Source organism: Marinithermofilum abyssi (assembly GCF_014641195.1).
GTDB classification, from domain to species: domain Bacteria; phylum Bacillota; class Bacilli; order Thermoactinomycetales; family DSM-45169; genus Marinithermofilum; species Marinithermofilum abyssi.
The window spans coordinates 186,256-207,697 of sequence record NZ_BMHQ01000006.1 but is presented as its reverse complement, the minus strand read 5'-3'; the positions used below and the strand labels follow the sequence as shown (position 1 = coordinate 207,697).

Annotated in this window: 17 protein-coding genes, 1 riboswitch and 1 other annotated feature; all 17 genes read right to left on the bottom strand. The window is 52.0% G+C overall.

The features are described from left to right. Nucleotides 1–295: 295 nt before the first annotated feature. The 17 genes from IEW70_RS10025 to IEW70_RS09945 all read right to left on the bottom strand — a co-directional run bounded on the left by IEW70_RS10025 (nt 296) and on the right by IEW70_RS09945 (nt 21,094). On the bottom strand, nt 296–1,960 hold the full coding sequence (locus IEW70_RS10025) for a sigma 54-interacting transcriptional regulator (RefSeq protein ID WP_188647787.1): 1,665 nt from the start codon (nt 1,958–1,960) through the stop codon (nt 296–298). 92 nt (nt 1,961–2,052) lie between these two features. Beyond that, on the bottom strand, nt 2,053–2,259 hold the full coding sequence (locus tag IEW70_RS10020) for a CbtB domain-containing protein (RefSeq protein ID WP_188647786.1): 207 nt from the start codon (nt 2,257–2,259) through the stop codon (nt 2,053–2,055). Between the two features lie 37 nt (nt 2,260–2,296). Then, nucleotides 2,297–2,884 carry a hypothetical protein gene (locus IEW70_RS10015; RefSeq protein WP_188647785.1) on the bottom strand — a complete coding sequence of 196 codons (588 nt, stop codon included), beginning with the start codon at nt 2,882–2,884 and terminating at the stop codon, nt 2,297–2,299. After that, nucleotides 2,881–3,153 carry a hypothetical protein gene (locus tag IEW70_RS10010; protein WP_188647784.1) on the bottom strand — a complete coding sequence of 91 codons (273 nt, stop codon included), beginning with the start codon at nt 3,151–3,153 and terminating at the stop codon, nt 2,881–2,883. The genes IEW70_RS10015 and IEW70_RS10010 overlap by 4 nt, the downstream gene beginning before the upstream one ends. 344 nt (nt 3,154–3,497) lie before the next feature. After that, nucleotides 3,498–3,688: riboswitch (cobalamin riboswitch) on the bottom strand. A 522-nt stretch (nt 3,689–4,210) separates the two neighbouring features. Continuing rightward, nucleotides 4,211–5,443 (bottom strand): Zn-dependent hydrolase, encoded by a 1,233-nt coding sequence (locus tag IEW70_RS10005; RefSeq protein ID WP_188647783.1) that lies wholly within the window; start codon nt 5,441–5,443, stop codon nt 4,211–4,213. Nucleotides 5,444–5,791: 348 nt separating this feature from the next. After that, nucleotides 5,792–7,264, bottom strand: a complete 1,473-nt coding sequence (locus tag IEW70_RS10000) for a sodium:solute symporter family protein (RefSeq protein ID WP_188647782.1) — start codon at nt 7,262–7,264, stop codon at nt 5,792–5,794. Next, nucleotides 7,261–7,461, bottom strand: coding sequence for a DUF3311 domain-containing protein (locus tag IEW70_RS09995; protein ID WP_188647781.1), 201 nt, complete (start codon nt 7,459–7,461; stop codon nt 7,261–7,263). The genes IEW70_RS10000 and IEW70_RS09995 overlap by 4 nt, the downstream gene beginning before the upstream one ends. A 16-nt stretch (nt 7,462–7,477) precedes the next feature. Continuing rightward, nucleotides 7,478–8,665, bottom strand: coding sequence for a M20 family metallopeptidase (locus tag IEW70_RS09990; RefSeq protein ID WP_188647780.1), 1,188 nt, complete (start codon nt 8,663–8,665; stop codon nt 7,478–7,480). Nucleotides 8,666–8,791: 126 nt separating this feature from the next. Next, entirely contained in the window at nt 8,792–10,090 is a 1,299-nt protein-coding gene (locus tag IEW70_RS09985) for a helix-turn-helix domain-containing protein (protein ID WP_188647779.1), read from the bottom strand. A gap of 181 nt (nt 10,091–10,271) precedes the next feature. Further along, nucleotides 10,272–10,652 (bottom strand): ArsR/SmtB family transcription factor, encoded by a 381-nt coding sequence (locus IEW70_RS09980; protein WP_188647778.1) that lies wholly within the window; start codon nt 10,650–10,652, stop codon nt 10,272–10,274. Between the two features lie 241 nt (nt 10,653–10,893). Continuing rightward, nucleotides 10,894–11,733: a GNAT family N-acetyltransferase gene (locus IEW70_RS09975; RefSeq protein WP_188647777.1), complete on the bottom strand. Its 840-nt coding sequence runs from the start codon at nt 11,731–11,733 to the stop codon at nt 10,894–10,896. Between the two features lie 133 nt (nt 11,734–11,866). Beyond that, nucleotides 11,867–13,267 (bottom strand): UDP-N-acetylmuramate--L-alanine ligase, encoded by a 1,401-nt coding sequence (gene murC, locus IEW70_RS09970; RefSeq protein ID WP_373285952.1) that lies wholly within the window; start codon nt 13,265–13,267, stop codon nt 11,867–11,869. A gap of 5 nt (nt 13,268–13,272) precedes the next feature. After that, complete coding sequence (locus IEW70_RS09965; RefSeq protein WP_188647775.1) at nt 13,273–14,613, bottom strand: bifunctional folylpolyglutamate synthase/dihydrofolate synthase; 1,341 nt, start codon at nt 14,611–14,613, stop codon at nt 13,273–13,275. 209 nt (nt 14,614–14,822) lie between these two features. Next, nucleotides 14,823–17,477, bottom strand: coding sequence for a valine--tRNA ligase (locus IEW70_RS09960; RefSeq protein WP_188647774.1), 2,655 nt, complete (start codon nt 17,475–17,477; stop codon nt 14,823–14,825). A gap of 46 nt (nt 17,478–17,523) precedes the next feature. Then, nucleotides 17,524–17,751, bottom strand: a binding site (T-box leader). Between the two features lie 129 nt (nt 17,752–17,880). Next, nucleotides 17,881–18,042 carry a hypothetical protein gene (locus IEW70_RS09955; protein ID WP_188647773.1) on the bottom strand — a complete coding sequence of 54 codons (162 nt, stop codon included), beginning with the start codon at nt 18,040–18,042 and terminating at the stop codon, nt 17,881–17,883. Between the two features lie 462 nt (nt 18,043–18,504). After that, on the bottom strand, nt 18,505–19,578 hold the full coding sequence (locus IEW70_RS09950; protein ID WP_188647772.1) for a YutH/CotS family kinase-like spore coat protein: 1,074 nt from the start codon (nt 19,576–19,578) through the stop codon (nt 18,505–18,507). Between the two features lie 76 nt (nt 19,579–19,654). Continuing rightward, nucleotides 19,655–21,094: a LysM peptidoglycan-binding domain-containing protein gene (locus IEW70_RS09945; RefSeq protein WP_188647771.1), complete on the bottom strand. Its 1,440-nt coding sequence runs from the start codon at nt 21,092–21,094 to the stop codon at nt 19,655–19,657. Nucleotides 21,095–21,442 lie beyond the last annotated feature (348 nt).

The following is a 21,442-nucleotide window of genomic DNA, read 5'->3' as shown; positions in this document are numbered from 1 at the left end:
TAGTGAAGGGGCTAAACTGGAGGGAAACGTTGCAGCCCTGCTGAACGATGGTGCGTCTATCAGACAAACTTTGAGACCCCTTTAATCTGGTGGATTTTATAAGTTTATTTCAGTATTTTCAACTAATGGGGGTTCCGGAACCATAGATATACAGATTGATAGTAGTATCGTTCGAAACTTTCAGTTATCCAGCGTGCTGCTCTTCGATCGTTAGCGTCTCCTCCAGGGCCTCTGTGACGTGTTCCCGGGCAACCCATGGCATCTCGCTCCACGGCGATGTCCCCAGCGGCTCGGATCAGCCCGCCCAGCTCCAAAACCGGGTCGTTAGGGCGTCGGTTTCCTCGGTCCGGCGTCGGGCTTCCTCGATCACGACGTCGACGGCCTCCCGGTCGAACGGGGGGATTTTTCCGTCCCGGTGCACTTCCTGGGCAATAAACTGCGCGATTTTACGGCGGTTTTCCGGCGTATCGGGCATAGTGTCTCGCATGTAGATTTCGTAGCCGTAGCCCTGGATGCGAGAGCGCAAAGCCGGGTGCATACGGTACACGTCTTCGTCGTTACCGGCCAGAACTAGGACGAAATCGCAGGCGACGGGGCGGGTACGAATCATGGTACCGCTGGAGTTGGGGTTGCGACCGGTGATGGCGAATGCTTTTTCCTGAAAGGCGGTTAACAGGTTTTGCTGGGATTCGATCCCTAAAGTAGAGACCTCGTCAATAAAGAGAACCCCTTGATGGGCTTGATGGATGGCACCAGCTTCAATCAGCTCGTGGGGCGGCGTCTCGCTCCCCCCCGATTGGTAAGGATCGTGGCGCACGTCCCCCAACAGCCCTCCGGCTTGCATACCTGTCGCGTCTATAAAGGGTACCTGTTTACGACCGCGGTTGTCCACGAGCAGTTTCGCGGAGCTGTGGGAGGACTGAAGCCAGGTTTTGCGAAGGGACCCGAGGATGAGGAGAGCTATAAGTCCCCCTAAGAGATAGAAGAGCTGGTTTCGGGTGATTGCGAAAAAGGCGCTCACGCTGATGATGGTCAACACGGCGAGGACAAAGAGAAAAGTGAGTCCTTGCCGCTGGTTCCGTTCCTTTTCCTCCGACCGTTGGATCACTGCCTGCCCTTCTCCTGCCGGAAGGGTTTGGATCCAGGGCTGGTACGGCCGGCGAGGGTTTTGGACGACCAGGATATCCTCCAGCCCCTGAAAGGGCAGCAGTTCTGTCATCGCTTTGGCCAACATGCTCTTTCCCGTCCCCGGTTCGCCGATAAGCAGGACGGACCGGCGTTGCCTTGCAGCCCGTTTAATTAACCGTACTGCATCTTCCTGACCGATTACTTGGTCGATCAACCGCTCAGGAATCGAAAGGTCATCGGTGGTGGTCCAATCGTCCGCATGCGAACCTCCCGCCTCCTTCAGGAGAGAAGGATGTTCAGCGGCGAGAAGGGGAGTTAATAACTTGTTGATGTGAGTGGACACTGCAGGGTACTTTACCCGGTTCAGTTGACAGATCCACCCTGCCAAGCGGGTGCGCCGATCCCGATCGATATCGGAAAATGACGTTTTGCCGAAAAAATCGATAAGGGCAAGAAGGATAGACAAACAAAGTCGTTTGTCCATCCTGGTCAACCAGTCTTCCACGGTTTCTTCCCATTCGGAAAAACTACGTTGGAGAACCGTTGACAGCCCCTGTGCTGCTCCTTCCCGCACTTTTCGGTCCGAGTCGCACAAAAGCAGAAACAACGTTTCTCGAGGTTTTGCTGAGTGATCCAGGACCTGTATGTTCCTCCCGGCGATAAAACGAAACAGCCAATAGTTGTGTTCCGCATATCGGCTGATAACTTGATTACTTTCTTGAACACGGGACAAAAGTCCCTCGATAGGCCCGACCCAGATCAATTGTAAATCCAGCGGCTTTTTGCGGTAAAAACGATAAGCGATCCATTCATACAAGCGGAGTGTCAACATTCGTTATCATCCTCTGATGCGAAAAAACGTATCGTTCCGGACATGCCGGGTCCTTATTTAGAAGAACCCGAACGGAGTCCTGTCACCGTCTTTCAGTGACAGGGGATGATCCACAGGGAATGGCGTAATTCGTGAACGGTGTCGTGAATTGGAGGATAAGTCGAGAATAAAAATGTGTATAAAAGGATGCCCAGGAGCAAAAAGAAGGCACTTCCCTGGAAGAATCCGTTGGAAAGAAGGGTTTTCCCCACCGTCTGATTTTCCGTCCGGGAAGAATGGGCCGTTTGAAATTCGGACATATAGATACCCCCTAAAAGAAAATAGTTTATGATTGACTTAGGTCGCCTTCGCTTTGCCGGTGCCTGGTCTCTTTCCGAGCCAAAAACCGGCGATGAAGCCCACAAGAGCCAAGAATAGCAAAAAGGTCAGTGTTTTAACCATAACGGAGTTGGGAGGCTGAACAGGAGTGACTCCCAGGGTAAAGGTGTGTTCCAAGGGTTGGAACGCTTTCGGTCCTTTAGACAAAGGCATCACAGTGACATGGACTTTTTGGGGAGCACCATCGAAAAAATGGTATTTCAAGCGAAAAACTCCCTGATCAGTGAGCTGGGAAACATTCAACATGGGGCGCCCATCCTCAGTATGGATCACCTTTATCTTGACGATGGCGGGGCCCAAGGCTTTCTGGGAGCGGGTATTCCGCAATTCCCCGGAAAGGTTGGTGATTTGGCCTACGCGGGGAGAGTTGGGACGAATGTTCAGCTTCAATTGGACATCTCGGTTGGCGGTAGTGACATCTTTTGCGGACAGTGTAGGATGTTCTTCATGTTCATGGGCATCCGCACCCGACGGTATCCCGATCCAGCCGAGGAACAATAGAGGCAAAAGGCAAACAGCGATGCCGTATTTCAACGATCGTATCAATGAACAATCCCCCTTCGACGGCCCCGTCCGATAAAGTAACCTGCGACGGCACCCAACAGAATCAATCCAACAAACATGAGGGAACCGTTGCGTACCTTGGCCGGATTCTCGTTTAATTCAAGGCGGTGGGTTTCGGAAAAAGACTTGAAAGCTCGGCTGTCGGACTGAACGGGTTCCACGTGGACATTTAGCGTGTAATTACCACGGATGGGTAATATCGCTGCTATCCGGAGGGTTCCGTTCTGGATTTGGGTCTCCCCTTGCAGCAACTTGGTCCCTTCCACAAGGGGAAAGTCAGTGGAAAAAAGGGGGGTTCCCGGGCGGATTTTGCAGGCTGTACCTCACCTTGGCCCGCTGGATCCCCTTTCCCTTTTCATCAGTGAAACGGAAGGACAGATGAACCGGTTTCCGATCCGGAACCATCGATGAAAGCGGCGGATCGGCGGTGATGTTTACTTTTCCTTCCGCCGCCACATTGCTGGGGGTGCCAGTATTCCTGCGAACAATAGCGCAACTGCTAGAATTGGAATTCTTCTAAATATAATGTTCATGATTCTATCCATCGCCTCCATAAAATAAAAAATGCATCCCCAACGGATGCGTGGAAATACGGGTCAATTTGTGCAAACAGGCAGGTCTCCGTGCTGATGGTCATTGCTCCCTGCACCTTCCCGTTCTGAAAAACAGTGGCATTTTGCAGGTCGCTCCCAAATACAGTGGCGGGACCGCGTCGGAATTTCACCGAACTTCCCTTTTAAGCGGATCGGGCTTTTGCCCGTCCACACCTGTCCGTTTTCGAGATATAGGTGTTTACCTTGCCTTACTAATAAAGGACGAATCTCTTTTCCTCCCACATAATCAACAAAAGTGCAATAGGGCTGCGGTGTTTTTGTCCGAGTTTACAGGGAAGGCTTTTTCGAGCGGTACCAGACAGCGAAAGGTGTATTTTTCTTGAAAGTCCCGGATGAAGCGCCAGATAAACCATGTCAGCCGCCGGAACAAGCGCTTATACCATTTCCGCTGGTAGAACCCGCTCATACTCTCGGCTATTTTGGCTTACCTGCTACGGATCCTCTCCGATCCACCAGGATGCGATTGGTTTAAGAACCTGAGCAGCCTTAGTAAACCAACAGCCGGCCCTTGGTGAAGGACCGGCTGTTTCATGAATGGATATAAGAAGAGTGGATGATGGCAAAGGTGCCAGTAGCGGCGTGGGCGCTCCGCTTTCCCTCTTCGTTTTCCACTTTGCAGTGGGGAGGGGCTTAACCCCTCTCGCAAGTCCGACGATTTTTCGCGTCGGCATCCCTTTTTCTACGCTTCTTTTGACTATTCGGCCCGATGGGCTAGATTTAATAGTGTACAAAAAAGGAGATTCGCCCCGTTCGCACAATCCTCCGGTGAACTCCATTCCGCCGGATTATGGCTGATTCCATCCTTGGAACGTACAAAAATCATCCCGATGGGACAGATATCTTTTAGTTGCATCCCGTCATGTCCAGCTCCGCTCGGAAGCGTGAAGATCTCCAATCCGAGCTCTCGACAAGCTTCTTTGGCCGCGTTCTGGACTAGCTCCGAACAGGGGGCGGGTGCAATACGCTGCAAAGTCTCTAGATGCAATGTGACTCCCCGCTCTTCACATAACTGGCGGGCTTGTTGTAAAATGTTTCGCTCCACTCGGTCTCGAAGGGTTTCACTGATGTCCCGCAGATCCAGTGAAAATTCCACCCTGCCGGGAATGATGTTAATTCCCCCTGGGAACAACTGCAACTGTCCCACCGTGCCGACGGTAGAACCCGTTTTGGAAGTTTCCGCTTCAATTACCTGCATGATTTGGGCCGCGGCGGCCAGAGCATCACGGCGTATAGTCATCGGGGTGGAACCGGCATGACCGGCTTCTCCTTCAATCGCAAACTTCATCCACAGCGGGCCGGCGATACCGGTTACGATACCGACGGGAAGATTTTGTTTTTCGAGAACTTTTCCTTGCTCGATATGCAACTCCACATAGGCTTTCACCGAACCCTTGGCGCGGGCCGCCCGTTGGATGGCATGAGGATCCAATCCTGCCTTCTTCATGGCTTCGGCAACAGTAATCCCTTGTTTGTCTTTATTCTCCAGATCCTTTTCCGTCAACGTTCCGGTAAGACCGCGACTGCCGATCATGCCGAAACTAAATCGCGCTCCTTCCTCATCGGTAAAGGCGATTACTTCGATGGAATGCTCGGTTTCAATTCCCTGTTCCTGCATTCTTTGAACTGCTTCGACACCGGAAATAACACCCAGAGGACCATCAAAGTTCCCGCCGTTATATACGGAATCCAAATGGGAACCGGTCAAAACAACAGGAGCCTCAGGTTTTTTCCCCTCTTTCCGTCCGATTAAATTGCCTACGGCATCTTCATATACGGCCATACCCGCTTCTTCCATAAAGGAAGCAACCATATCTTTCGCCGCACGCTCTTCCTCCGTAAATGAAAGACGGGTTACTCCACCTGACTCCTGTTTTCCAATCGAGCTGAGAGCCATTAATCGTTTCCAAAGCCTCTCCTGATTAACCATCTTCCAATCACCTGCCGCTTTTTAGAATGATGATCGATAGAAGCGTTGTGACGAACTCTGAATGATAAGCACCCCGATGGCCCCAAATCCCATCGATCTCCCTGTTACCTCCGTTTGGGGCAGTCTGCATAGGTGACCGATGTGGCGACGCAACGGAGCGAGTGGAGAAAGGGGCTCTCGCCCCAACACGGATGAACGGGCTATTTCACCATCCAACTCCTGCTGGATACGCCCCCTGATCACAACTCCGTGTGTTACGGAGATTTCCCGTACACACGGCTTTCAAAATCGCTACATGATATGGCAGCCCCGGTCTTATTGCACCGAGGCTGCCGCGTCTGTGAGGAGTTATGCCGCTGGTTGCTCCTCCTTGACCTTTGAAGTTCTACGGGAAACGAGGCTTGTAACGGTCATGACAGTGATGTTGACGAACAAGGCGACAATTCCGACGTTTAGATCCTTCACGGCTGGGGGTAACGCGGGAAAGAGTGTTCCGATCGTCGTTTCGGTGACCGTAATATAAGCCACGGTCAACACCCCGGAAGTGATGCCCGCAAAGGCTCCCTCCTTGGTGACAAAGTTGTTTTTCATCAAGCTCAACAGTAAGGACGGAAACAATTGGGTCACGAGGCTATACCCCATCAGGAGCAGGGTGACGATGGTATTGCCGCCCTGCAAGGTAAAGTAGACCGATACAACTGCCAGAATGGGTACCAGTACTTTCGCAAGATTGGAAATCCGCCGGTCGGATGCGGACGGTACAAACACTTGATAGACATTTTTCGCCATCAGGGTGGCGGCTGTCATCAGGATCATCGAACCGGGAACGATCGCTGTCAACAAGCCGGCTGCCCCAATCACACCCACAAACCACGGATCAAAGGTTTGGATGGAAAGGCGTAGCAACGACTCATCCACCGCTGGTCCCTTTAGACCGGAAACTTGCAGAACAGCTGTAAAACCGACGAATAATACGAAGAGCAGGATCAGTGAGTACAGCGGCATAACGATGGCGTTTTTGCGAAACACTCTTTCATTTTTGGCCGAATAGACGGCACCGAAGTTCTGTGGCCACATATAGAAACCCAAAGCGGTCAAAAGAACGGTGGAGATGAACCAGGAGACGCTCATCCCCTGTTCGGGAAGGGTTAGGAAACCGGGCTTGGCCGCGTCAACCGCTTCAAACATCGGCTGGATGCCGCCGTAATAATGAAAGGGAAGATACATACCCAAAATGACGACCACGACAAGAATCATAATGTCCTTGATGACAGCCGTCCAGGCGGACCCGTGAATGCCGGAGATCATGACATAGGCGGTAACGGAAATGGCTCCAATCCAGATCGCCAACGTTGAGGAAATGGAACCGTAGGATGCGGTGGATACGATGAGGCCTAACCCTTTCAGTTGCAGGACCAGGTACGGGATAAGGGCGAGCACGCCAACGAGAGAAACAAGCACACCCAAATAGGGACTCTTATACTTACTAACAAAGAAATCCGATTGGGACATCAAGTTGTGCTCCTTGGCATACTTCCAAATCAAGGGGAGCAGCCAGTAGGACATGATGAGAGCCAGGCAGCCGTAGGCAATGATATAGAAGGCAGGACCCCCTTTGCCATAGGCCCATCCGCTGCCGCCGAGGAAGGTGAACGTCGTATAGATTTCACCCGCCATCAACAAAAAGACAAACAGGGCTCCAAACCCGCGCCCCCCGACGGTCCATTGTTCCAGGTTCATGTCTTTCCCTTTCTTGGCGCGAATACCCAGGTAAAGGGAAAGCACTAGGAAGCCGAAAATGATGATAAGTGCGACGTTCATTGCACTTCCTCCTCTTTGTTAGCAGGATCCAGTTTATACACGACGGCCATGATTCCCGAAGTGAGAACCACCCACATGACGATCCAAAAAAGGATGAAGGGCATTCCCAGTATGTAAGGGGTGACACGGTTTGCAAAAGGGATTCCGCCCAAGATGCCGATAAAGGGGAGCAGCCCCAAAAGATAAATGCGTTTCAATGATCGAACCTCCCTATCATTTTGCTAACAATTTAAAAGCGGCATGGACAAACATTTTTACGCCGTTTTGCAAGGCGTCTTCATCGATGGTGAACCGGGGATGATGATGGGGATAGATAATGCCTTTTTTCGGATTGCCTGCCCCGGTGAAAAAGAAGGTACCTGGAGCTTTTTGCTGAAAGGCCGAGAAATCTTCGCCGCCCATGTTCGGCTTGGTCCGGTCCAACGCGTCGTCTCCGAACACTTCACGAACGGTTTCCTCGATGACCCGGGTCACTTCTTCATCGTTAAAAACCGGACGGTATCCGTTTTGATAGGTAAACTCGTAGGAGGCGCCGTGAGCTTCCGTAATCCCCTTGATGACCCGTTCCATCAAATTCGGGACCGACTGACGCAGTTCGGGGTTGAAGCTGCGAACCGTCCCCCCGATTTCGACACTGCCCGGAATGACGTTAAAAGCGGAACCGGCAATGAATTTGGTGATGGAGAGGACGAGGCTTTCCAACGGATCCGTGTTGCGGGAAACGATATGTTGCAAGTTCGTTACCACTTGCGCTCCGATCGCGATGGAATCAATCGTCTCGTGGGGAGATGCAGCATGCCCTCCTTTGCCGATCACCTTGATTGAAAACGCATCGGGAGCCGCCATCATAGGGCCGTAAACCACGCCGATTTTTCCGGTTTCCAGGGGTGACCAGAGATGGGTTCCAATCACCAGGTCCACCCCGTCCATGACGCCGGCTTGCACCATCTCCTCGGCACCTCCGGGAAACAGCTCCTCTGCGTGTTGGAACAAAAAACGTACTTCCCCTTGGATCCGGTCTTTCAGGCCAGAGAGGATCTTGGCCGTTCCCAGCAGCATCGCCGTATGCCCGTCGTGCCCACAAGCGTGCATCACTCCAGGGGTCTTGGAAGCGAAATCAAAGGTGTTCTCTTCCTGGATCGGCAGAGCATCAATATCCGCCCGAATGGCCAACACCTTGCCGGGCTGATTCCCGATCAACCGGGCCATCACGCTCGTTTTGGTCGGACGGGAGAGTTCCATATTTCCAAATGATTGGAGTATTTCGAAAATAAATCGCGCCGTTTTCTCTTCCTGATACGAGAGTTCCGGATGCTGGTGAAGATGTCGTCTCCATTGAATGACCTCTGCCTTCACCTCTTCTACCAACTTGTTTAAGTCAGCCGTTATGTCTGTTTGCATATCGCTTCCCCCCAATAATTCGAATATCGGTTCAATTTCGGTTATGACCTTATTATAAATAAGCCTTTTCTTTTTTACAAGGGAGAGTATTTAGAAAATAAAAAAAAGGGATCCATAGGGATCCCTTCACAAAAAGATGCGATACATTTTTCGCGGACGTCCGCGGGGATGGGGACTTTCCTCACCGATCACCTGGGCAAACCCGTTTCTTTCAAGCTGCGTCAAAATTCTACGGGCGCTTCTCGCTATGATCCCCATGTGTTGAGCTAGTTCGTAGGCATTGATTTCCGTCCTGCCGATTTTTTTCAGAATGGACTCCACTTTACTCAATGTGGAGACGCTGAGGGACGTCTGTCGGCTGACTTCCTGCAATTCCTCGGAAATATAGGAATAAGATATTCCCTCCGGCTTTCCCAAGGGGCCGGCGATCTTCTTGTCGTCAAAAAAGACGATCCAGGTTCCCTTTCCGTGTTTCTTGGCGTGTAGCATCGCTTTGCCCGCGTGGATCTCAGCCTCATAAGCTGATCGCCCGATTCCGATCCCGCAGGTGATTGCTTCCTTGCCGAGCGGATCGATTTCTTCTATGTACGGAACTGTTGAGAAATTCCGGGTGATGTCGCGGAGCTGGCCACGGGTCGTGAAGATGACGAATCGTCCAGGACCGGCGGGTTTGAGAGATCCCTGCACTCGTTTTGCATATTGGAGCAACTTTTCTGTCGTTTTGATTTCCAGATTGTAAAACTCATCGGTGGAAAGCATGTTCTCAGATAAACCGGCAAGGGTGTCGATCTCCATCATCAACACCGCGATCTGGGCATCTTTGAACCGCAGCATTTCCCATGTTCGAAGAATCATGTGGATGATCGATTCCACAGCCGCTCTCGCAGGCAGGACACGGTATACGGGGACGCCAAGTTGTTGTAGCGGAATTTGGGCATGCAGCATACAGGTAACCGCACCCTTTGTTTTCCCCTTTTTCCAAAGCTCATAGTGATAGGCCACCAATTCATCCTCATGAATTTTTCCTGGATAATGCTTGACGAAAAGGGGTTTGTCTTTGATTCCCGCTTCATCGAAAACCTGTTCTAGCTCAGAGGGAGGAATCCCGTCAAAGCTGAGTTCGTTCATTCGGATCTTTTTCTCATAGGAGATCTGCCATAATGTTTGATATAGGCTAGACCCGGTCCAGGGGACTTTGAACATGGGTTGGGTAACGCCACCCCATTCTTTGGCGATCGAATAGGGAACATGTCCGGAAAACAGCCATATGTCCACATCCTGGGCATGGGACTTCAGGAGATCGACGATCTCTTCCTCTTTCCAGTACACAATGGGGAGGCATTGAAACCCAGCATGTTCATCGACGATAGACCGGATGATGCCTACGGTGTCTTCCGCACCCAATACCCCTAATCGGATTTTCAAGGCTGACTACCTTCTTCCATTGATTTATCTTGATATGATTATTTCAAAACGGACTTTCAGAACGATAGTGGAACGGCAGCCGCTTTAATAGTCATCCACTCCACTTCCTATGTGTATATTCGCGTTTCCAATCCGGCTGTGTGGTTCACGTCTCCCAAAACAACAAGACCGCTCCTTCGGTTCAGCGGTCCCGGATCTTGTCTTCCTGCAAATGCTCCGTCGCCATCTGGATCATTTGCCGTACATGTTCATCGTCCAGTGAATAATAGACCATTTTGCCGTCTTTCCGACTTTTGGCCAAACCTAGGCTACGTAAAAGCCGCAGGTGATGAGAAGCCGTCGCAACCGTGGAGTCCAATATATTGGCCACGTCGCACACACACAATTCTTTTTCCATCAGCAAGGCCAACGCAATTTTCAGCCGCGTTTCATCGCCGAGGGCTTTAAACATCCGGGCCATACCGCCCACTTCAGGAAGATGCTCCCGGGCGCTCCTCACCTTCTCTTCATCAAAACACTGTACTTCACAAACATCGGCAGAGGCAGACTCTTTTTTTGACATCCCGATCCCTTCTCACTCAAATATTTGTTTTCATGTAGGATATCACAAAGGAAATATCTACTTCAACAATCAAATCATCATTTGAATATAATATTGCCGATCGAGGCTGCAAGTGTCTTTCTTATTTGATGAATTCTACAGGTTGGACACTCTTTCGAATCAAGCCCCGACAGAAAAATCCCCCGCTCCCTATGGAAACGGGGGGTTGTCGATATGGCTAAATTTTGCTACTCGTTACGCTTCAAAAGTGGGAAACCTCCCCCTTTTTCTTGGCCTTCATCATATTCCAGCGGCCGATATCCCGAAATCCCAGCCGCTTATAAATCGCTCCGGCTTTCGGATTGTCATAGAAGAGGCAGACGGATTTCCTTTTCGAGCGAAGCTCCCGGCACAGGCGAATCATCAGCTGCGTAGCCAGGCCCTTCTTCCGGAAACCCGGGTGAGTGCCCACCCCGATGATCATTGCCGAATAGGGGTTTTCCGCCGCAGTCCGGGCCATCGCAATCGCCCGCCCCTCCCGTTCCAGCCAATAGCCTCGGGTAGAGCCGGTCTCCAAGGAGTGACGGAAAGAATCCATTGCATGAAGTTCAAACTCTTCGATGCGATCAATCAATTCAACCAAAGCAGGAATATCCTCTACCTTCATTTTATGCCACTGTACGGGTTTTCCCTCTATCTCGCGAAGCTCATCGACATCAAGAGCTGTCCATTCTTTCAACTCCGCAAAATAGGTCTGCCGGTTGTGATCCCATTGGAGGGGGAGGCGGTCATTTCCACGAAACGCTTCCGTCACATAATCGATCCCGGAAAAGGTACCCAGCTCGGTTTCTTGTTCCAAGATGGCTGCCAAACCGGCAACATCAAAGGTCCCTTCCGCATAGGGGATGTAGCTGTCATAATAGCGCAACAAAACGGACCGCAAGGACCCCCGGGCATCAAAGTCCCCCCACACCTGTTGAAAGTCCTGCTCAAATCTATAATGGATAATATCCCCGATCAAAAACAGATTGAGTGCGGGATTCTTTTTCAGGAAACCCAAGACAGTCTCCCGGTCTGCTTCCGTCAGCTCCCGAATAGCCATGCCCACCCCTCCATTTGCTAAATTTATCCTTGATGATAACGGGGGATGTGGTTCCCTGTCAACAAAAAAGCTCTTGGAGTCTGTCCAAGGAAAAAGCCCCTCCATCAAGGAGGGGCGGAGTTCAACTTTCTCTTCACCGATAGTTCTGCGGGGTTTTCAGCTTCACCAAGGCAGGCACCAGGTTGTGTGCCACGCGCCAAATGTCACCGGCTCCCATCGTCAGGACCAGGTCCCCGGGTTGGGCATGTTCCAACAGGTATTTCTCCACATCTTCGTTCGTTTCCAGATACAACGCTTCCGGATTGCTGTTTTCCCGAACCATTTCCGTCAGTCGTTCCGAGGTGACTCCTTCGATGGGCGCTTCCCCCGGCGGGGAGTAAATGCTGGAGATGATGACCAGGTCCGCGTCGGCAAAAGCCCGGCTGAACTCCTCCATCAACAGATGGGTCCGAGAGTAGCGCTGGGGTTGGAATACGGCCACAATCCGCCGGTTCAGGGCTTTCAACCCCTTAAGCGTGGCTTCGATTTCCGTCGGATGATGTGCATAATCATCCACTACCAGGATATCGTCCACTTCCCCGATCACGTGGAAACGGCGTTTGGCTCCCTGAAAACGGGACAACCCTTCTGCAATTTTGTTAAAAGGCACCCCTGCCTCCAAGCAGACCACGATAGTAGCCAAAGCATTGGCCACGTTGTGGCGGCCCGGGATGTTCAGCGTGACCTCTCCAAGGATTTCCCCTTTGTACTCCACGGTAAAGTGAATTTGCCTCAGGTGTTGACGGATATTGCGCGCGCGGACATCCGCTTCCCGGTCCAACGCATAGCGGATGATGCGGGCATCCGATTCCTGAGCGATTTCCCTTACATACTCATCGTCCCATCCCAAGACCGCTACACCCTCCGGCTGTACCTGGCTGAGAAACTGCCGATATGCCTGTTTCAGGTTTTCAAAGCTGCCTTCATAGTTTTCCAGATGATCCGGTTCAATATTGGTAACGACGGCGATATGGGGATAATATTCCAGAAAAGTGCCGTCACTCTCGTCCGCCTCCGCCACCACATAATCGCTTTTTCCGGCTTTGGCATTGCTGCCGAGACCGACCACTTCTCCGCCGATAATATAAGTGGGATCGGCTCCCGCTTCTTCCATGACTTGCGCAATCATGGATGAGGTGGTCGTTTTGCCGTGGGCGCCCGCGACTGCCACCCCTTTTTTGTCATTTAAGAGCGCAGCCAGCATTTGCGAACGATGGTAAATAGGAAGTCCGGATTGTTTGGCCGCTTCCAGTTCCACGTTTCCGGCGGGAATGCTTGAGGAGTACACCACCCGATCAGCACCGTCGATCAGTTTGGCATCATGGCCCAGATGAATGACAGCCCCCCGTTTGGCCAAGCTCTCCGTCAATTTGTTGGCTGCCACATCCGAGCCGGTCACTTTAAAACCCATGTCCAACAGCACTCGGGCGATGGCACTCATACCATAACCGCCGATTCCAATAAAATGTACGTGTTCTTTCTTCTGAGGGTTCACCCTGCTCACCCCGATTCCTGTGATTTTCCGACCACTTGTTTGCGAATTTCGGATACCAAAAACAGACTGCCAGCTACCAAGATCAGATCTTTTTCTCCCGTCGCTTCTTTCAATCGCTGAAAGGCTTCACGCGGAGAGGGTACAGCTTCCACCGGAATGTCTTCGCGGATAGATTTGACGGACTTTGCCAAGGCTTGCGCCTCCAGATCCCGAGGCTGACCCGCTTCTGTGACCACCACGTGATCCGCCAGCGGAACCAAGGGCTTAAGGATCTCGTCCACATGTTTATCTTTCATGACCGCCGTCAACAGAAACAGCCGATCATAATCGTAAAACTCTTCCACTGCCCGGGCCAAGGCCTGAGCCCCTTCCCGGTTGTGCGCACCATCCAGAAGAACCGCCGGATTGTCATAAATCCGTTCCAGACGGCCCGGCCACCGCGCTTCCATCAAACCGGCATAAATGTCCTCATCTTCGATGACCGTAGCATAATATTGCCGCAGCAGTTCCAAGGTCATCAGAGCAATCGCCCCATTTTTCACCTGATGGGTACCGGTAAAGGGAATGGTCACATGCGGCAACTCCCGGAACAAGTTGGAGAAATGAAAGATCTGCCGACCTGCTTCCTGCGCGATGATCTGGACTTCGAAGTCCCTGGAAAGTTCATACAGGCGGCTGTTCTTCTGTTGGGCAGTTTCCCGGAGTACCGACAGTGCCTTTTCATCTTCACATCCGGTCACCACCGGTACGCCGGGCTTGATGATGCCCGCTTTTTCCGCAGCGATCTCTGCAATATCCTCGCCCAACCATTGGGTATGATCCTTGCCCACGTTCGTAATAACCGATAAGAGTGGATGCACCACATTGGTAGAGTCGAAACGGCCGCCAAGACCCACTTCCCACACGACAAACCACGGAACGGCATCCCGCGCAAACCAATTGATCGCCACCAGCGTCCAAAACTCAAACTCCGTGGGGCGGCCAACCCCCTCTTGCTCCATTTCATCCATGAGCGGACGGAGACGTTCAGCCCAACGGATAAAGTCTTCTTCGGGAATCGGTTTTCCGTCCAGCTGAATTCGTTCATTCCATTCCATAATATAAGGGGAAGTAAACAATCCAACGGGGTATCCGGCTTGTTGCAATACGGCAGCCACCATGGCAGCGGTGGAACCCTTACCATTGGTTCCACCGATGTGAATCACTTTGAGCCGCCGTTCAGGGTTACCCAGCCGGGCCAGAGCCCATTCCATGCGCTCCAGTCCGGGTTTCACACCCCGGGCACAGCCGCCGTTTTGCATCCAATCCATTATACTCTGTATGCTAGTAAACGGTTTCGTCATCATACTCAACCCTTCTATACAAAGAACAGCTTATCGGTCCTGCGGAAAAAGTGCAAGGGGATAAAACGTCGTACCCTACCTCACGTGTGGCAACGTTCTCCCATCGACTCTTTTCCAAGAGAGGCGGATGGGAGAACAAGACCGCCACAAACCACTCTCAATCCGTTTTCCAGGCGGGTAAGCATGTTCATTTCTTTTCAATATTTACCTGATCAGCCTTTGATCTCTTTCAACCTCTGGCGCACTTTTTCCCGTTTCTCCCGGTATTCCTCGCCTTTGCGCCGTTCTTCTTCCACGATATGGGCAGGGGCTTTGGCCACAAAACCTTGGTTGGCCAGTTTCTTTTCCACCCGCTCCACTTCTTTGTCCAGCTTTTTCAGCTCCCCTTCCAGCTTGGCGATGGTCTGCTCAATGTCGATCAGCCCTTCAAGAGGCAGGAACACTTCGGCACCGGTTACTACCGCCGTCATCGCTTTATCCGGCCGCTCCACATCGGTTCCAGCCCGGAAGCGTTCCACTCCGCACAGGCGGCGAATGGCCGGTTCATTGTTGCGAAACACCGGCAGGGTATCCGTTTCGGCGCGGATGATCAGATCCACCTGCTTCTTCGGCGGTACTTCCATCTCGGCCCGAATGTTACGGACGGAACGGATGGTTTCGATCAGCACCTTCATCTCTTTCACAGCTTCCGGTGCTTGGAACGCCTCCTTCACTGTCGGCCAGTCGGCTACCGTGATGCTCTCGCCGCGAATCGGCAAATGCTGCCAAATCTCCTCCGTCACATAGGGCATGAAGGGATGCAACAGCCGCAGAGATTGATCCAGCACATAGGCCAACACGGAACGCGTCACCCGTTTGGCCTCTTCATTCTCACCATAGAGCGGCAGTTTGGCAAACTCGATATACCAGTCGCACAGATCATCCCAGATGAATCGATACAATTGTTGTCCCGCTTCACTAAAGTCATAGCGGCCCAATTGACGGGTCACTTCGGCGACGGTTTCGTTCAGACGATGCAAAATCCAGCGATCCGCCGTGGAGAACGGTCCGTTCAACTCCAGCTCTTCCTGCTTCACCCCTTCCAGATGCATCAAGGCAAAGCGGGAAGCATTCCAGATCTTATTGGCAAAGTTGCGGGCGGACTCCACCCGTTCCCAACGGAAACGCTGGTCGTTCCCCGGCGTGCAGCCGGTGGCCAGCATAAACCGCATGGCATCGGCCCCGTATTTTTCGATCACATCCATGGGATCCACGCCGTTGCCCAGGGACTTGGACATCTTGCGCCCTTCGGCATCCCGAACCAATCCTGTAATCAGCACATCCCGGAACGGCTTTTCTTCCAGGAATTCCAAGGCCGTAAAGATCATCCGGGCAACCCAGAAGTAGATGATGTCATACCCTGTCACCAGCACATCGGTGGGATAGTATCGCTTCAGATCTTCGGTGTTTTCCGGCCATCCCAATGTGGAGAACGGCCACAATGCCGAGCTGAACCAAGTGTCCAGCACGTCTTCTTCCTGCTTCAGATCGTTGCTTCCGCAATGGGGGCAGGTATCCGGATCGTGCCGATCCACGATCGTCTCTCCGCACTCTTGACAGTACCAGGCCGGAATCCGATGTCCCCACCACAGTTGCCGGGAAATGCACCAATCCCGGATGTTCTCGATCCAGTGGAGATAAATTTTCTCGAAACGTTCCGGGACAAACCGCACACCTTTGCCGGACCGGGTATTTTCAATGGCCTTCTCCGCCAGCGGCTTCATCTTTACGAACCACTGGGTGGAGAGATACGGCTCCACGACGGCGCCGGAGCGTTCGCTGTGGCCCACGGAATGGGTATGCTCCTCCACCTTTACCAGCACGCCGGCGTCTTCCATGTCCTTCACAATCCGCTTCCGGCATTCAAACCGGTCCATCCCTTGGTACGGTCCCGCATGCTCATTCATGGTGCCGCTTTCGTCCATGATGAGAACCTGGGGCAAGTCATGGCGGCGGCCCAGTTCAAAGTCGTTGGGATCGTGAGCCGGTGTGATTTTTACCGCACCGCTCCCGAACTCCGGATCTACGTATTCATCGGCTACAATCGGAATCTCCCGGTTGACGATCGGTAGGATCACCGTTTTGCCCACCAGGTCTTTATACCGCTCATCCTTCGGGTGCACAGCCACACCGGTATCCCCGAGCATCGTTTCCGGACGGGTGGTGGCAATCTGGATGTATCCGCTGCCGTCCTTCAGAGGATAGCGCATGTGGTACAGTTTCCCCTGCACTTCCTTGTAGATCACTTCGATATCGGAGAGCGCTGTCCGGGTTTGGGGATCCCAGTTGATAATGTATTTGCCCCGGTAGATCAAGCCTTTTTCATATAAGCGGACAAACACTTCCCGCACCGCACGGGACAACCCTTCGTCCATGGTAAACCGTTCCCGGGAATAGTCGAGAGACAGCCCCATCTTACTCCACTGGTTGCGGATGACTTGGGCGTAGTGCTCTTTCCACTCCCAAGCTTTCTTCAGAAACTCCTCCCGGCTCAAATCGTGCCGGTGGATGCCTTGTTCTTTCAGCTTGGCCGTCACCCGGGCTTCCGTCGCGATACTGGCGTGGTCCATCCCCGGCAGCCAAAGGGCGTCATACCCTTCCATCCGCTTGAAACGGATCAGGATATCCTGCAAGGTGTTATTGAGCGCGTGACCGATATGCAGATTACCCGTCACGTTCGGCGGAGGAATCACGATGGTATAAGGTTTCTTCTCGGGATCTTTCCCGGCTTCGAAATAACCGCCTTTCAGCCAGTAGTCATACCATTTCGCTTCCGCCTGTTTCGGATCGTAAGCAGACGGCATACTGGGCTTCTGTTGCTCAGCCATGTTGGACCTCCTTCGTTTTTTCTTCCAAATAAAAAAACTCCTCTGTCCAAAGGACGGAAGGAGTGTTCCGCGGTACCACCTTTATTTACGACAATCGGATAAACCGGTGCCGTACGCTCTGCCCGTTAACGCCTGGGTACGTTCCGCCCTACTGACCGGTTCAGGCGGACAGCTCCGGGGTGACCTTCGACGGGTTCGCCTTGGAGACCTCGCAGCCAAGGGCCTCCTCTCTGAAAAGGGTACACCGCCTACTATTCCCCATCCATGCCGTTTTTGATGATGTTTTCGCTATCCTATTCTAACCCTCCCACCGACGTCAAGTCAAATGTCTCCACAAAAAAGGAGTTCGCCCACGGTGAACTCCTTGGAGATACTATCCGTTTACAAATAAAAGTATGATTCCTTAACGGACCATGCCGAAAGCTTGCTGCACACTTTCCCACATCAACTGCGGGTCAGCCAGAAAAGCCAGCAACAAGACCGTGCTCAACAGCATGAAGCTCAGGATGAAAAGGATCATGAACCCGCGATACATGCTGCGTACCGTCGATTTCACCGCGTTCATGAATATCCCCCCTCGTCTCGATTGTCGGTCTACATTCTGCAGTACGTTACTATTTTGCGCCTTTCCTGATCGCTTGTCCACCCTTTTTAACGGCGATATCAGCGAATAAGTTCCCTTTTTCGACAAAAATACCCGCAAAAGATCAGTGACAGCCCGTACTAAATCCTTTTTCTTAAACCATCATGGTTGGGTGATTACAATAGGGGATGTCCGCATCCGCCCTTCACCGTTGTTGCCTTTCTGCATATGATTTGTATAAAGGCAACTCTCTTTCCTGAAGAAAAATATAGCAAATGCCCATAGAGAAGGTGTGGCTAATGGAATTCTTGCGTGTGATTGCTTGGACGATTGCGCTGGGAGCTTCAGTAAAAGCTTTGGAAACCTGGTTGATCCAACGAGGCAGAAAGTGATTTCTTTTAAAATAAAAAAACAGCACCGGCGTACCGGTGCTTCGAGTACCTTTTACCGTTTCTTGGCGGGGGCTTTCTTCTCACTTACGGTGATGGATTCGCGAGAACCTGTGCCTTTTCCCGGATTCCGCTTCCACAGCTGTCGCACCCAGGATTGGAAAAGCTGCAGCCGATCCGTTTCCTCTTCCAGCCGGTGCACAGCCGCTGATTCAGCCAAGACCTTCGGCTCCTCATAGTACTTCTTTAACAGACGGTACGGACGCTCCGGATAAGCCAGGTATAAAGCCAATAATTTTTTCTCTTTCCCCGTCAATTTCATCTCATCCTCATAGATAGAAAGCAAGGAGGCCAAGTCTTCTTCCTGTCCTTCGCCCGGGGGCAACAGACGCCTGAAGAAGGAAGCGATATCCCGAACCGGACTGTCCAGCTGGGCGTGATCAAAATCGAACCATTTCCACCCGTGCTCACCCGTCCGCAAATTTTGCGGGTGCACCCGCGAGTGCACCAATGTATAACGGGGAGGACGACCTTTGTCCGTTTCCACAAAGCGCTCCATGCCTTGGATCGCAAATCCGAAAGCTTTGTCCAGCAGCGCCGCCTGCTCTTTGAATACTTTGTCCAGTGGAGACGGAAACTCCCGTTCTTCCGCTGTGTTCCTGAATTCGTTCAGCTGTTCTTTCTTCTTTTTCCACTCATTGATCAGCACCTCATCTGCCTGAACACGGAAGTCTTCGATCCCTTCCACCGCCGGCTGGGACAAACGATGAATCCGGGCCAATTGTCCCAATAACTCCTCTATCGGCAAGTCGGTCCCTTTCTTCACCCGTTCCCCATACCAGGGTGCCGCATACCAAGTGCCCTCTGAAGTCGATACATAGGGCTCCCCCGAGCGGGTGAGCTCCCATGAGACGATGTGCTCAAAACCTGCCCGCTTGACGTCCTCCAAAATGCGGTACAAAAATTTACATTTTTCCGGGGATGCTTCCGTTTTTTTCAGAGCGTAAACTCCGTTGCCCGTATCCACCTTGATCAACCCGTGAGACATTCCCACTCGCCGGGGCGACCAGCCATACCGGGAAAACACCTCCGGCAATACATTTCTGTCACGAACCGGATCCACCTTCACCGCAATCCCTCACTTTCCATCCAAAAAATCAGCCACCGCCGCATGAATCATGCAGGCAGCGGCCTTGGCGAAAGCTTCACTGTCCAGGTATATAGACAATTTGGCCTTCTTCGAGCACATCCGATTCCATTTTGTTCAGATGAAGGATCTTGCTGGCCGACACTTTATACCGCTCGGCGATCCCATCGATGGAATCCTCTTTCTGTACGATCACCATCCGCATCTTGACAAATCTCTCTTCTTCTTCGCCAAGTATCCAACGGGCCCATTCCAACCGGCTCCCTTTGTTTTCCTCCGCAGCATCATCCGATTCCGTTTCCTCCGTTTCCGTTTCAAGAAGTTCGGGGCCGGATTGCATCTGCTCGTCATCCTCATCCGGAACAGGAGCCGTCCAGATTTGATCTTGTAAAAGATCGGACGCTTCCTCGTTCGGGGCACCTTCCCGAAAAACAAAATCGTTTTGATTCGGTTGACGAAGGAAGCGATCGGCGAATTTCCAATCTTCCTTGAAGCTCTCTCCCTTTTTCTTAAATGCAACGATGGTATCTTTTTTAGAAGATTTTTCTTCCGGAGGGTCCGTCGGTTCGGCCGTGGAATCCTCCCCGTCTTCATTTGTTCCATGTTCATCCGCCGATTCCGATATGATTTCGGTTGATTCCTCCGCGGAATCCTCTTGTATTTCGTGGGATTCTTGCGGATCTTGCGGGTCCTGCAGTTCTTGGAATTCTTGGAGCTCTTGGGATTCATGGAGCTCTTGGGATTCATGGAGCTCTTGGGATTCATGGAGCTCTTGCGGTCCTTCCGGCTCTTCCGCCTCATTAGACAGTTGTGCGGTTACAGCTTGATCATCCGATAACGATAATGCATCCTCAGCCGAAAAAGACGGGCTTGCCTCTTCCCCGTCATCCAACGACGAAGGCTCTGTTTCCGGCGAAGAATCATCCACACGCGCCACATGGACAAACTCGTAATTTTCCGGATCATCGTAATGGTTGGATGGTTGGGAATCTTCCTCTTCCCCCTGTTTGGGGACGGTGAAGGTCGGAAACTGATACCGATCCACCACTTCATAATCCGCCTCGTTTTTGGGTTCCTTTTGCGGTTCTTCCAGTAATCCATCGATTACCAACACGGCATCGATCTGCAGTTCAAAAGGAGACAACACTTTGTAATCGAAGGATTGAATTTCCGAAGTGATATGATCCATATCCACCCGGTTGGCCGGAAGGGTAATCTCTACAGGGATTACGTAGGCGATCGGCTCCGAGTGAGTAAAAGCACCCTCTGATTTGGTTTCCGAAACATAGTCAGCACCTTTTTCTGTACTTCCTTCTCCTGCGTACTTTCCATTTAGCCGGAGAAAACCTTGGATTTTCAAATGGGTACCTTGATCCTCCACTTCGACATCTGGATAAAGGTCCAGTTCCAGGAGGGTTTGAATCCCCGGTTGCTGGGGTTGGAGGCGGACCTTCTCCAGTATGTCAAACCGCAGCTGGTTATAATTGCTGCCCGTCAATGAACTTCCCCCCTCAGAAGCATTGTTTACCGAAAAAACCAATGACTCCGCGTACATCGTCTCCCTGTGCCTTGCTGCCGGTAAACGCAGCAGCCCCATCACACACCGGGAGGAGATGGGAAATCCAAGGGCATTACCAAGCGGAACCGTCATAGGTTTTCGACTTACTGTAACTATATGCGGGCAAAGGGAGGATATACCCGTCCGGCGGAGCTTGCAGAGGACAACGGTATAAGAGCAAAAAAAGAGACTCCATGGATGAAGCCTCTTAGATGGATGACAACAGCCCCTTAAGTTACGGCAAAAATCGGCTACCCGTCGCACTCTCTCCGGACGTCACAGATGTGA